Source organism: Legionella maceachernii, from assembly GCF_900167045.1.
In the GTDB taxonomy this organism is placed as follows: domain Bacteria; phylum Pseudomonadota; class Gammaproteobacteria; order Legionellales; family Legionellaceae; genus Tatlockia; species Tatlockia maceachernii.
In genome coordinates, this window is the sequence record NZ_FUXJ01000008.1 from 173,019 (window position 1) to 185,358 (window position 12,340).

The window sequence follows — 12,340 nt, forward strand, 5'->3', positions numbered from 1 at the left end:
GGATCTCATGGCTCAACAATTATGCATGCGGTGTTACCTTTCGGGCAAAGTGCAAGGAGTATGGTTTAGGGCTTCTGCCAAGGAACAAGCTCAGCATCTTGGGATTAGCGGATGGGCACGTAATCTCGCTGATGGACGAGTAGAGGTGTTTGCTTGCGGCGAGGAAAACCAACTGCAACACTTTTACGATTGGCTAAAACAAGGACCCCCGCATGCTCAAGTCACGGAATACACTCGCGAAGATTTACCTTGGAAAGACTATCAGGGCTTCGATACGTTTTAAGTTCTAGGACTACGCAGGTTTGGACAAATCCACTCCGGCCCCTCTGTCCTGCCTTTTGCACATCCATTGAAAACAGGATAATCTAGTTATGAGTTTCTGTGATTTACAGCTGATACATTAGCTCATCGGATTTTTTGGGATGACCTTCATAACGTTAAAGGATTAAGACTATGCGACTTACTAATAATATTGGATTTATTCTTCTAGCCATTTTTCTAATCTTGGTTGCATTACCTATACTTGTTCCAAGTATTCCTATTCCTCCTGCTGTTACCGCAATAATTGCTTTGATTTCTGCTGTTTTTATTTTGATAGGTAGGTAGCTTCAGCGACTAAATATACCAACACGACGAACCTGGATGACAGTGTGAGCTGCATCCGGGAAGTTCTGAGGTCGTGTTATTTTTGACTCTAAGGGTGTACTCTCGGCCTGATTCGATTTTTAGTCGATTGCTTGTTCACTTCCATTTTTGCCAGTGCTGGGCTAGGAAAAGGAATCCTTGACGCCTGAGGTGCGGGCGTCCCAAACTCCACATGATGGTTCGTTCTTAAGAGAAACCGTTTTTTGGCTTTACGTTTTCGTAGAGTGTATTTCAATTTAATGGAAAAACGTCTTTGTTTAACTGCCTTTGCAGAGGTGGTAAGCAAAGAAAGGCCTTGCTGCAAATAAGCAAGTTGTATTTTTTTTAAATTATTGCTTTTTAAATTGGTGGTTAAAAGATTTAAATAGTTTAAAAGTTGCTGCTCCTCAAGGGCTATTTTTTTCTTAAAAAAACCTATCTTGCTTAAATACATAATAACCTCCTTGTTTTTAGGAATATAAGCAATGGGTCTTCCATGGGTATAATTAGAAGCTAGTCGACAAATTTTTACCTGTCAAACCGAGGATTATTCAAGAGGGGCTGTAAAAGTGGACAAATTAGTATATAATTTGTCCACTTGACAGGAAGAAGTGAGTTTGTGAATGTTCAAAAGATTTTCAGCGTGGTATGAATCTCTTTCCTCGCAGTCCAACGAGCCTAAGCCAACTTCGTCTTATAGCTCACAAGGCGAAATGCTTAAGTCCCTCGGTAAAGAGGAGGAAGCGGGTCTTTGTAATCCGCTTACCAATATTTATGCAAAACAACAAATCGCTGGTTTTGATCCTGAAAATAATCTAGCTTCTGAAAACAATATTGAAGTTTATCTCAAAGCAGTGGAAGAAGAAGATCACCAGCATAAGCTACGAGAGGAAGGGAAAGATGGCAGACACTCTGCTTTTGTCGATACTCAAACGCCTTATGAAGTTAAGAAATTTCCCGCTGAAAATGACATTGATCTAGAGCAAATATTGCCCACACCTGGGCATGCAATCATCACCTACCCCGTAGAAGGGAAAGAAGGAGAAGATGATTATCATCAAGTCTATTTAGGTAGAAAACCCATCTCTGAAAAGGGACCCTCTGAATGCATTTTTTTTGATCCATCAAAAAAAGGAGGAGGTGTTGAAAAAGGGAACTGCGATACATTATTAAAAGCACTTTTGAACGAGGTATCCAGTCATTCTGACTCGAAGCGCCCCTCCAAAAATGTCACGGTAGCAACGACTGCTTCTTCGAGCTTCTTTTATCACAAAACAAATGAAACCCTGAGTGCTGGAAAGCCAACGAAACAGCCTGACACACAGTCTAATTTCGTACACCGTTAGTAAAAAGCGTAAGCGTGGTTCTGAGTTCTTAATTGAGACGAGTCCTGTGTTTGCGTGATTGATAACGCAAATCCCGTTTTAATTGCATGCAAATAAAACGGGATATTCGAATAGAGATTTAATTAGGGTCAGTCGACATTCACCTGCCGGCTACGTGCCGTAGGTGAAATGTCACCAGACCTTAATCAGTATTTCCGCTTTTTGTTCCGAATTTGGGAACAAATTCTTCTGAAGGCAATGATTGGTTCATCGCTGATTCAGCAAAACCTTTAGCCGTATGAATAAAAAACCCTGCTAAATTTTCATTGCGAAAAGACTGATATTCCGGATCCTTATAAGCATTGTAGAATGCTTCGGCATTTCTTTTCTCTTGCAAATACGATAAAGCATGTGGTCTATAGGGAGACAAGTTTTCTGAATCATTTTCAATGGCTTGTTCAAGGAGCGCTTTTTTAGCTTTAGGATGCAGTGGAACTTTTGCCGCATCATGGCCATTATTCACGGAAGACACTGAAACATGATGTGAATCATCATCTAGTTTTTTGAGTTTAGTGTCTAATTCTTCCCGGTGAGGACAATGGTAACCTGGGTATTCTTCACCAGTGTGTTTTTTTCGCTGCCATTCGCCTTGTGCTTGGGTAAAATTTGCCAAGATAGCTTTAGTCACACCAAAAAAAGTCACGTCTCCTGTATTTTTCTTCTCTTCCACAGGCTTTACTTCATGCGTTTTCATATGATCTCATCCACAACAAAGTTACTATTTTTAGCATAATAAGATCAAAAAATTAACAAAATATTAATTTACAAATTCTTTACTAATTTGTTACTTTTAGGTCATTAATCGATTAAGAGTGAAATTTTTGTTCTCGAATTTAAGCGATTTACATTCTCCTTTTGAAAGCCAGTACGGTTTAAGTATATGGAGATAGATCGCATTTATGCTGGATATCCATGAAAACCTTGTGATAGTCTTGGGTGAAATCGATTGAAAGAGGAATTTTTCTTATGAAAACAAGGATATCCACAATTATTGCTCTGTTTGTTCTGGTAGTTACCACTTGTTTATTGAATGCATGCCAAACACAGTCAGGGGATTCTTCCACTTACATTCATAAAGGAGAAGGTTACGGTGGCGCTGCCGGCGGAGCTGGGGGTCATGGAGGTGGTGGCGCTGGTGGAAGTGGTGGAAGATAATCAGGTGCTACCATGAGTCATTCCTATAGACATTAGCTATCCTTGCCAAAAAAGGTATCATTCCCGCGAATGCTCAATTGGTTTTATCCGTCAGTAAATTTATGTAGAATCGGCTAAACAATAAAGAGGAAATGGGTGAATATGGGAGCTCGACGTCATTATAAAATAGGCAAGCTGATTTTATATGTAGGTTTTCTGTTATCAACACTATCTGTAACTGGATGTATTGACCTCGCTGCGACTCAAAGTCTTTCTAAAGACAAAAATTATGTCTTCAAAAGCAATGCGCGCGTTTTTGTAATGCGCGGAGGTTTGGGAGGTGTCTTTAGTACGGGGATGAATCAATTACAAAATACTTTAGAAAGAAAATACCGAATCCGAGCGGAGAGTACTGTTTGGTATAAAGTCGATCAATTAAGCAAGTATATTATTAAAAATTATGGGACTAAAGAGTTACCAGGACCGATCATTCTGGCAGGCCATTCTCTAGGGGCAAATGAGCAAATTAAGGTGGCTAAAAACCTTGCTAAGGCAAATATTCCAGTGGATCTACTGATTACCATTGATGCTGTTTCCCCTTTAGAAGTACCGCCCAATGTGAAGCATGTGCTGAACATCTACAAGCCCTCTTTTGTACCTATGTTCAGTGGATTGCGAGTAAAAGCGATGGATCCAACGCGTACAAAAATTGAAAATATTAATGTAACCACGCTGAAAAAAGTGGCAGTGAATCATTTCACTATCGATAAAGATGAAGAAATACAGAATCTAATGATCAATCGTTCGTTGGCTGCTATAAGCGATGCAGATAAAAAAACCACTTCATGATGAAGTAATGAGTGGTGATAAAAAAGAAAGCAGTGTCTGTGTAAATCTAAACTTAGCCTAGGCTTTTGTAAAAGTGTATTTATTATGAAAATTTCCCTTGAGAATTCACCCAAAATTTGTGTCATTGGCGCTGGACCTTGTGGTATCACTACTGCAAAAAATTTATTGCAACAGGGTTTAACGGATTTTACTGTATTTGAAAAAAATCATCGTTTGGGAGGTAATTGGGTTTTTGACGAAACGAATGAACACTCAAGTGTTTATGAAACAACTCATATCATTAGTTCTAAGCGTCTCTCCCAATTCGAAGACTACCCAATGCCTTTTGAGTATTCTGATTATCCTTCGCATAGTCAAATACTGCGTTATTTTGAGGATTACGCGCAGCATTTTGGTGTTAATGACTATATTCAATTCAATACTTGCGTCGAGAGAGTTATCCCGCTATCTGAAAATGAATGGCTGGTGAGTTATAAGAATGAAAAGGGCATCCATGAAGAAATTTTTAATTATGTGTTAGTCGCCAATGGGCATCATTGGGATCCAATAATGCCGACATTTTGTGGTGAATTCAGTGGTGAAATCCTTCACTCTCATCAATACAAGTGTTCAGCACCGTTTAAGGGCAAAAGAGTGCTTGTCGTGGGAGGGGGCAATTCAGCATGCGATATTGCTGTAGAAATTTCACGACACTCACCAAAAACCTGCATCAGTTTACGACGTGGTCAACATATTTTTCCAAAATTTGTATTTGGTAAACCCACGGATATTATGTTTTCTTTTGTGAATTGGATGCCTTATTGGCCGAAACAATTATTAGCTGCTGCCATAATCCGTATTATTCAAGGCAGGTATCCAAAATATCATTTAGAAAAACCGAAATGTAAACCGCAAGAAATTCACCCCACGATTAATTCTGAACTGCTCTATTATATCAGGCACGGTAAAATTCAGCCGCGTCGAGCTATTGATCGATTCGATGGGAATACAGTGCATTTTGTGGATGGTCGGCAGGATGAATTTGATGTCATTATTTTTGCGACAGGCTATCAAATTAGTTTTCCCTTCTTTGATAAACAACTCCTCGATTTCAGCACATTAGTTAATGTGCCTCTTTATCGAAAAATGATGCATGCTGATTTTAAAAATCTCTATTTTATTGGTTTGTTTCAACCCCAGGGTTGCATTTGGCCTCTAGCAGACTACCAAGCCAAAATTGCAGCTAAAATCATTGCGGGTCATTTAGAACGTCCGAAACATTTACCTGAAAAAATTAATAAAGAAATAAAAAAATCACGTGCTAGGTTTAAAGCTAACATAAGACATGCATTAGAAGTGGACTATCCCTCGTTCCGTCGACAGCTTCTACAAGAGTTGAAAAAAGAAAAACGTCAATCTAGACGAGGTGCTGAACCTGAACATACAAATTCATCGAGTCTATGGAAGGCGCAGATGGAACCGACCACTGAAGCCGAGTGATTATTCACTTTTTACATCTCAAAATAAAAGATAGGTTGGGCCTTGGCTCAACCTGTGAATCATCTTTCCAAAATCATTCAATTGCACTTTAGTGAAATTAATTCTATGCAGCAATAGCCCCTAGTATAAGCACATCGCCTTTGTCATTCTTCAATTGAAAAAATAAAAACAATATGTACAATAGCTGATTATTTTGAGTTTTAACAGGAAGGGTAGATGTTATCCAAGACGATCCATTATTGGCAAGGGTTATCCAAATCCATTGATTTGATGAAGCAGGAGTTACCTCAAGCCAGAGAAGTTTTTCCATAAGCTATATGTCTTTTAAGATCGCATAGTAGTGCTCTAAAACGACATCGATTAGAACTGCGAATTGGCAATCCCTTTGGCAATTTCATTTGCCCAAAGTGAACTCTTATAGTTAACGTAGAGAAATAATGTATTTTAAAGATTGGTGTTTTCTTTCTTATGGGATTAGCCTTTTTGCCGAAGGGAAAACAGTCAATAGTGTGTTTATCCCTTTAGTTCCCTTTACATTCATAAACTCGCAATTTGTTGCTGATAATAGAGGGTATTTTCTGGCTCATGATAACTCTCTAGGCGTCGTATTTCCGAAAGAAAATTATGACAATTTAATGACACGGATTCGCTCAGAATTTCGATCAGCTTTTCCCGATGAGGTTAATGAAAATCAGAATGGAAATCAGTTTAAAAATTATAAAAATAATTATTTCTTTGAACTGGGATTAAACGATGAGCTGGAAATAAAATATAAGGCGTCCGCTAATATTTATATCACTTTAGCCAATAAACAGGCAAGGCCTGCATTCATGGTTCGTTTTGCTCATTATTATCCTCAAATTGGTTTTGATCCATTAACCTCTAACGAAGTTATTGCAATGCCTCCGACATTTTTAGAAGAATTAAAAAAGCGATACTATCAGAGTACATTTTCTGAAATTAGTCTTGCTACTGATCTTGAATCACTAAAGGCGCATGAAGTGCGTATAGGGCAATTGCTGCAAGCGGTTAGCGAAAATGCTTTAATTTTGAATGGGGCTAATAAATTATTTTTGGATTATGACAATGATCCCCCCCTCAATCTTACCAATGAATCGGCTTGCAGTGCTTACGCGTTATCATTAAGTGTTTTCGCTGAGATCAATCATTATACGTTATCGCCGGTGGATTATCGCAGATTGCAAATCGCATCAACGCGGTTGGCAGCGTATGATGATCAGCAAAATCTACGGCAAAGCCTCAAATCAGACATTGTTTTTCTGCACTCCCTTAAAGAAAAGTTTTTTAGTTATGTACTAAAAATATCAGATCCTATTAACGGTGCTTGCCCTTTGATTACTGAGTTACCACGAGAATACTGTAAGTATCTACTAACAGCCATTCAGAATAATACGGAGGATTTGCTTGAGGGTAATTCTGATGCATTTCTTAAACCTAATGCTTTTTTTAGAGCAATGCGCTTTTTTCCAGACGAACAAGGCCAATCGGATACGGATGAGATTGTTCTACACGGTGGGCCAACACGAGGGCATTTTTCCATATTCCGCATAGTCAAGATTGGAGTTCTTGCGAACGGTCAGCTTGCTGGACCTGATGATAAGCCTCATCATTTTGATTATTTTAAAATTGAAAATAACTTAGGTTCTCAGTCTAGGGGTCAAAATCTTAAGACAAAAACTTGTTTGGGAACTTATGTGACCAAATTAAGGCCTATTGTTTTTAGTATCGGAGGGGAGATGGTGCCTCTCAATATTGATCCTTTTGTTCAACCGGAATTCTATCAAATTGTCATGAAGAATACATTGAGAGAATTAATTAAAACAGAGCGGCTACTTTCCTTTTATCGAGAGCCTGATCCCGGTTTTGATAATGATGATTACTCTCCGGTAAATAGTCGAGAAGCTCAGGAGTGGACCCGTTTATATCGGTTAAGAGAGCTTCTTAGTGGTGTTCCTTATACGAAACCCATTAATTATTTTATTCGAGATCCAATTCGACCAAGTATTCGTTATGTGTATTTTGCGTGCAATCAACAAGGTTATATCCAGGAGGGTGGAAGTTGTCCTATTTTTTCAATCAAAAGTTTTTTGGATAGTGTCATGGGAATTGATATTAATAGCCATCATACTAACTTTGGACAGCAAAATAATGCTCAGGGTTATGTTTGTGCCTTGCAAGCCGCATTAGTGAGAGTGCAGCAGCGAATCCGCGAAGTGGAACCTTTAAAAATTATGGGGGGGAAACTGGATATTTATACTTGGTTTAGAGATTTTAAAAAATTTCTGAGAGTTCGCGGTAATGTGGAGGGAGTATCCCTAGAAAAATCGAGTGAATATGATTTTTGCATCAAAATTACTGATACTTCACTTAAAAGAAAATGGCACGAATTTTTTGCTGAATATCAAAAAGAAAATGTCTGTCCTCGAAATAGAACGCCATACTTTTTTGGGGAACGATTGGCAATGGCTCCGGTTCGCGTGCTTAAGCCCGCTCAACCTAGTGTGACTAATAACACAAGTTCATCAGGGATAAGATTATGAATAGATATTCGCTAAAACAACCTGAAGTCCCGCTTCTGTTAAAGAAAGATAATTATAATTGGGATCAACCGTTGTACGTTCTATCCACTCATTAGCAATACAAGTATCCGTTAATTTTTGTGCTTCTTCTAAGCTAACGGGGATTCCTAATTTTACTGAAAGTATACCAGCCGCCTCTTCATCAATATTTAAAAACACTTGATCACGGGTTAGGCCTTGTGCTTTCATTTCGTCATAAAATAATTTCAAAATATCCATTTCATTCATTACGTCTATCCTTTTAAGAAGGTTATACCATAAAGATAGCTTAATTTAGGCTTGCTTAAGATGGAGTTTAATTTTTTCAAGTACGTCTTCGATATGCTCTTCATTTTCATACCTCGTCCTTGGCCAAAAAAAACCTTTTAAGCCATCATGTTGATTTCTGGGGACGATATGCACATGTAGATGCGGAATGCTCTGGCTTACGACATTATTCATAGCGATAAAACTACCCTTTGCTTCCATGGCTTTTTCGACTGCAGCTCCAATGTGTTGCGTTAAAATAAACAAGGGGCTAACCAGCGAAGTAGGCAGATCATAAAGTGTTTTGTAATGCGCTTTAGGGGCTAAAAGAGTATGGCCAGGGAAGAGGGGACGATGATCTAAAAAAGCAATAAATTGCTCGTCTTCGAAGAGAATATAAGCTTTCTCTTGTTTCTTAACAATTAAATCGATCACACAGCTGGTTTCTTGGATTGGCATTATTGTCCTTATTGTCAAACCCGCTTCCGGATGAACCCCAGAGGGTATTATTTACTCCATTATCTCGGCATACAAATCATAATCATCGCTATCAGTGATCACCACTTCAATTTTATCACCTACTTTGATCTGATCTGAAGGAGGTAAGAAAACAACGCCATCAATTTCTGGCGCATCACTTTTACTGCGTGCAATAATATGCTCTTCATTCTTTTCATCCACCAAAACCGTTTGCGTCGAACCGATTTTGGCTTCTAATTTAGCGCGACTGATTTCCATTTGAACTTGCATAAATCGATGGTAGCGTTCTTCTTTTATTGTTTGGGGTACAGGGTTAGCCAGTTCATTCGCCTTGGCACCCTCGACAGGCGAATATTGAAAGCAGCCTACTCGATCTAGGCGTGCGATGTGTAAGAAATCAAGCAGTTCTTCAAATTCTTCTTCAGTTTCTCCCGGAAAGCCAACGATAAACGTTGAGCGAAGCGTAATATCGGGACACATGTCCCGCCATTGGGCAATGCGAGCTAAAGTGTTCTCACTGTTAGCAGGGCGTTTCATTGCTTTCAATACACGCGAATTGGCATGCTGTAGTGGGATATCTAAGTAAGGTAGCAAAAGACCGTCGCGCATTAATGGGATAATTTCATCCACATGTGGGTAAGGATACACATAATGTAAACGAACCCAAATACCTAGCTCACCCAGCTGCTCGCATAAATCATAAAATTGGGTTTTAACGGTTTTATCTTGCCATGTGACGGGTTGATAGCGGGTGTCAATGCCATAAGCACTGGTGTCTTGGGAGATCACGAGTAATTCTTGTACTCCTGCATCCTTTAATCGTTTCGCTTCACTGAGTACCTGGGGCAGTGGATAGCTTTGTAATTTTCCGCGCATACTTGGGATAATGCAGAAAGTGCATTTTTGGTTGCATCCCTCAGAAATTTTTAAATAGGCGTAATGCCTAGGCGTTAATTTAATCCCCTGGGGCGGAATAAGTTGAGTGAAGGGATCAGTAGGTGGTGGTAGGTGTTGGTGTACGGCACGAACGACCTCCTCATAAGCATGGGCACCGCTAATGTGCAGTACATCAGGACAGGCTTCACGAATAAGTTCAGCTTTAGCCCCCAGGCAACCTGTGACAATGACCCGACCATTTTCTGCCATTGCTTCGTTAATGGTATCCAGTGATTCAGTCACTGCCGCATCAATGAACCCACAGGTATTGACAACAACGACCCCGGCATCTTGATAACTGGATACCAGTTCGTAGCCCTGAGCACGTAATTGAGTAATGATTCGTTCCGAGTCAACTAATGCTTTAGGACATCCTAAACTGACAAAGCCCACTTTATGATTCATAATTTTCTGTCTGTAAAAAAAGTGGGCGAAATTATACCGCTTCTGAGGCTAAGTTGTCTAATGAGGTTGTATAGGATTTGCCGCATCTATTTACAATACATCATTCAGAGTAACCTGCGAGATGTGTCGCTACGCTATTGAGCCCTGTTCACTCTATTAAATATAACAAAGGATTAGGTTGTGAAGCCTATATTTACTTAATTTTATTAAGCAGCGTCCCTAAATTTTTTTGATCGTTATCTAGACTGAATCTGAACACCAGGTTTTTGCGATTACTTCGATCTGCCCCCTCTCCCGCGCTAGGAATTTGAGTAGTATGATGATGCTTTTCGCGGTGAGGGTTAGGGAGAGGGAATGGAAAAATCTGTGTTAAGGCAGCGAGCCCGCGATTTAAGGAAAAACAGCACAGATGCTGAAAGGCATCTATGGTACTATCTTCGCGCGAATAGACTTGGATTTAAATTCAAGAGACAAGTACCAATAGGCGTATACATCGTTGATTTTGTCTGTCTTGAAAAACGACTGATTATCGAGCTTGATGGTGGTCAACATATGGAGAATCAAATTTACGATATGAAGCGTACTGATTGGCTAAAGACACGTGGGTTTAAAGTGTTGCGTTTTTGGAATCATAATATCTTTCAGCAAACGACATCAGTTCTCGAGGTTATCAAGTCTGCTCTACTTTAAAGCCAACAAGGAGACCATCTCTCATTGTCAATGACCATCCGTGAGATCCCTCTCCCCAACCCTCTCCCGCGAAAAGCATCATCATACTATTCAAATTCCTAGCACGGGAGAGGGGGCAGATCGAAGTAATCGCAAAAATTTGTACTTAGGTTCAATTGGGATAACTATCAAAAAAACTTTGGGACGTTGCGTAGGATATTAAATTTCTATTGAAACTTTTGGGGTAGGCTAGATTATTTTCTTAAAGCATTTAATAATTTTTAGGAAATATGAAAAAACAAAATTCATGACACTTGCAAGACCTGCTCTCTAGCATAAAAATATTTAGAACTTTTGGAGTTAGGCTTAACTTCCGCAAGAGGTTTATTTGCAAGAAGGCGCATGGGAAAACTGAGTTTTTAAAATAAGATTGTATACCTGCAGCTCAATTTCATTGTTTAAAAAAGCATGGTATAAACTGCAAAAATTTTTTCCTAGAAAGAAGAAAAGATAGCTCAAGTAAATTCAATAGAAAATTGTCGAAACAAAGGGACAATAAATAATACGAAAATCAAACCATTAACTATAACACCGTAAAACATAATGGACGTACGAATTTGATTCAATCTATAAATGCTATTTTTAGAGCCTTACGTTTTAAGGCATAGTATATAAAAAATAAAATCCCAACATTGCGCCTATAATCCAGAAAATTAATGAGCAAAATTCTGTATATGAAGGTATTCGTGTTCCGCGTAAACTATAAGCCTGTTCAATAAAATATCTAGCGGTAATTTTTTCATTATTGAAATCAATAAATATTTTCTCCAATTTATTACTCATTTTTTCAAATTTACTTTTTTCGGAGGCAATAGACCAATAAATTAACGCTATTCCAATTAAGAAGGGTACAGCTACTAAAAGCGATATCATTCGACTAGTTAATTTATCAAATAATGGGATAACAAAAATAAGTCCACCAGTATTCAATACAAATAGCCAATTTACAATAACTCTATTGGATTCTTGAGAAATTTTCTGATAGTACTGGGCGAAGCCACGATATAGATTAACAATTTCTTGAAGATGTGAAGGTTCTAGTTCATTAAGAGGGTAATTATAAGGATCGTCCTCATTTTTACACATATCTTTTCCTGTAAAAGAGTGAAATTTGTACTCCATTGTATCGACAAATAGAACTATTCACTTTAACAAATAATAGGGTCTGTTGACAATTCACCTGCCGCCTACGTGCCGCGGCTTGTCCGCGGCATCAATAGATGGTCAAATTAAAAGCTGAACTACCTAATTCATTGATTAATGAAAGCAAATTCATAATATAACGGCTCAGATACCAAGTATAAAACGAGTTTGCAATGCTAAGACTTATGCTCAATGACGAGCGTTGGTCAAAGCTGAGGGAGATCATGCTACAGCACAGGATTTATGACAAGCCCAATCTCCGTAGGATAGTGGAGGCAATGTTATATCGCATGCGGGTTGGGTGCCCTTGGCGTGACCTACCGATAGATT

General features: G+C 38.8%; 15 protein-coding genes. 9 read left to right on the top strand and 6 right to left on the bottom strand.

Translation table 11 applies throughout. The features are described from left to right. Positions 1-7 precede the first annotated feature (7 nt). Positions 8-283, top strand: a complete 276-nt coding sequence (locus B5D33_RS08680) for an acylphosphatase (protein WP_058451163.1) — start codon at positions 8-10, stop codon at positions 281-283. 170 nt (positions 284-453) lie between these two features. Beyond that, positions 454-606, top strand: coding sequence for a hypothetical protein (locus tag B5D33_RS16615; protein ID WP_165481452.1), 153 nt, complete (start codon positions 454-456; stop codon positions 604-606). An 88-nt stretch (positions 607-694) separates the two neighbouring features. Here B5D33_RS16615 and B5D33_RS08685 read toward each other — a convergent pair whose 3' ends face one another. Next, positions 695-1,078 carry a hypothetical protein gene (locus B5D33_RS08685; RefSeq protein WP_058451162.1) on the bottom strand — a complete coding sequence of 128 codons (384 nt, stop codon included), beginning with the start codon at positions 1,076-1,078 and terminating at the stop codon, positions 695-697. Between the two features lie 169 nt (positions 1,079-1,247). Between B5D33_RS08685 and B5D33_RS08690 the strand changes: the two genes are divergently transcribed. Then, entirely contained in the window at positions 1,248-1,970 is a 723-nt protein-coding gene (locus B5D33_RS08690) for a hypothetical protein (protein WP_058451161.1), read from the top strand. Between the two features lie 181 nt (positions 1,971-2,151). Here the strand turns inward: B5D33_RS08690 and B5D33_RS08695 are convergent, their stop codons facing one another. Next, positions 2,152-2,703 (bottom strand): hypothetical protein, encoded by a 552-nt coding sequence (locus B5D33_RS08695; protein WP_058451160.1) that lies wholly within the window; start codon positions 2,701-2,703, stop codon positions 2,152-2,154. 272 nt (positions 2,704-2,975) lie between these two features. Between B5D33_RS08695 and B5D33_RS08700 the strand changes: the two genes are divergently transcribed. The 4 genes from B5D33_RS08700 to B5D33_RS08720 all read left to right on the top strand — a co-directional run bounded on the left by B5D33_RS08700 (position 2,976) and on the right by B5D33_RS08720 (position 8,032). Then, entirely contained in the window at positions 2,976-3,164 is a 189-nt protein-coding gene (locus B5D33_RS08700) for a hypothetical protein (protein ID WP_058451159.1), read from the top strand. Between the two features lie 141 nt (positions 3,165-3,305). Beyond that, positions 3,306-3,992, top strand: coding sequence for a hypothetical protein (locus B5D33_RS08705; protein WP_058451158.1), 687 nt, complete (start codon positions 3,306-3,308; stop codon positions 3,990-3,992). An 84-nt stretch (positions 3,993-4,076) separates the two neighbouring features. After that, positions 4,077-5,471, top strand: coding sequence for a flavin-containing monooxygenase (locus B5D33_RS08710; RefSeq protein ID WP_058451157.1), 1,395 nt, complete (start codon positions 4,077-4,079; stop codon positions 5,469-5,471). Between the two features lie 437 nt (positions 5,472-5,908). After that, positions 5,909-8,032 carry a hypothetical protein gene (locus B5D33_RS08720; protein WP_058451155.1) on the top strand — a complete coding sequence of 708 codons (2,124 nt, stop codon included), beginning with the start codon at positions 5,909-5,911 and terminating at the stop codon, positions 8,030-8,032. Here B5D33_RS08720 and B5D33_RS08725 read toward each other — a convergent pair. Genes B5D33_RS08725 through rimO form a run of 3 tightly spaced genes read right to left on the bottom strand, consistent with a single transcriptional unit; the run spans position 8,027 to position 10,138 of the window. Then, positions 8,027-8,299, bottom strand: a complete 273-nt coding sequence (locus B5D33_RS08725) for a hypothetical protein (protein ID WP_058451154.1) — start codon at positions 8,297-8,299, stop codon at positions 8,027-8,029. The genes B5D33_RS08720 and B5D33_RS08725 overlap by 6 nt on opposite strands. 45 nt (positions 8,300-8,344) lie before the next feature. Continuing rightward, positions 8,345-8,776, bottom strand: a complete 432-nt coding sequence (locus tag B5D33_RS08730) for an HIT family protein (RefSeq protein WP_058451153.1) — start codon at positions 8,774-8,776, stop codon at positions 8,345-8,347. Positions 8,777-8,827: 51 nt separating this feature from the next. After that, positions 8,828-10,138: a 30S ribosomal protein S12 methylthiotransferase RimO gene (gene rimO, locus B5D33_RS08735; protein WP_058451152.1), complete on the bottom strand. Its 1,311-nt coding sequence runs from the start codon at positions 10,136-10,138 to the stop codon at positions 8,828-8,830. 354 nt (positions 10,139-10,492) lie between these two features. Between rimO and B5D33_RS08740 the strand changes: the two genes are divergently transcribed. Beyond that, positions 10,493-10,828: an endonuclease domain-containing protein gene (locus B5D33_RS08740; protein ID WP_058451151.1), complete on the top strand. Its 336-nt coding sequence runs from the start codon at positions 10,493-10,495 to the stop codon at positions 10,826-10,828. A gap of 636 nt (positions 10,829-11,464) precedes the next feature. Here the strand turns inward: B5D33_RS08740 and B5D33_RS08745 are convergent. After that, positions 11,465-11,953: a hypothetical protein gene (locus B5D33_RS08745; protein WP_058451150.1), complete on the bottom strand. Its 489-nt coding sequence runs from the start codon at positions 11,951-11,953 to the stop codon at positions 11,465-11,467. Between the two features lie 230 nt (positions 11,954-12,183). Here B5D33_RS08745 and B5D33_RS08750 point away from each other — a divergent pair. Then, positions 12,184-12,340, top strand: a 157-nt coding sequence (locus B5D33_RS08750; protein WP_139364749.1) for a transposase, incomplete at its 3' end; no start/stop codon positions are given.

Bases quoted from the DNA above. Each gene is read 5' to 3' on its own strand.
- B5D33_RS08680 (WP_058451163.1), top strand. From the start codon at position 8: ATGGCTCAACAATTATGCATGCGGTGTTACCTTTCGGGCAAAGTGCAA.
- B5D33_RS16615 (WP_165481452.1), top strand. From the start codon at position 454: ATGCGACTTACTAATAATATTGGATTTATTCTTCTAGCCATTTTTCTA.
- B5D33_RS08685 (WP_058451162.1), bottom strand. From the start codon at position 1,078: ATGTATTTAAGCAAGATAGGTTTTTTTAAGAAAAAAATAGCCCTTGAG.
- B5D33_RS08690 (WP_058451161.1), top strand. From the start codon at position 1,248: ATGTTCAAAAGATTTTCAGCGTGGTATGAATCTCTTTCCTCGCAGTCC.
- B5D33_RS08695 (WP_058451160.1), bottom strand. From the start codon at position 2,703: ATGAAAACGCATGAAGTAAAGCCTGTGGAAGAGAAGAAAAATACAGGA.
- B5D33_RS08700 (WP_058451159.1), top strand. From the start codon at position 2,976: ATGAAAACAAGGATATCCACAATTATTGCTCTGTTTGTTCTGGTAGTT.
- B5D33_RS08705 (WP_058451158.1), top strand. From the start codon at position 3,306: ATGGGAGCTCGACGTCATTATAAAATAGGCAAGCTGATTTTATATGTA.
- B5D33_RS08710 (WP_058451157.1), top strand. From the start codon at position 4,077: ATGAAAATTTCCCTTGAGAATTCACCCAAAATTTGTGTCATTGGCGCT.
- B5D33_RS08720 (WP_058451155.1), top strand. From the start codon at position 5,909: ATGTATTTTAAAGATTGGTGTTTTCTTTCTTATGGGATTAGCCTTTTT.
- B5D33_RS08725 (WP_058451154.1), bottom strand. From the start codon at position 8,299: ATGAATGAAATGGATATTTTGAAATTATTTTATGACGAAATGAAAGCA.
- B5D33_RS08730 (WP_058451153.1), bottom strand. From the start codon at position 8,776: ATGCCAATCCAAGAAACCAGCTGTGTGATCGATTTAATTGTTAAGAAA.
- rimO (WP_058451152.1), bottom strand. From the start codon at position 10,138: ATGAATCATAAAGTGGGCTTTGTCAGTTTAGGATGTCCTAAAGCATTA.
- B5D33_RS08740 (WP_058451151.1), top strand. From the start codon at position 10,493: ATGGAAAAATCTGTGTTAAGGCAGCGAGCCCGCGATTTAAGGAAAAAC.
- B5D33_RS08745 (WP_058451150.1), bottom strand. From the start codon at position 11,953: ATGTGTAAAAATGAGGACGATCCTTATAATTACCCTCTTAATGAACTA.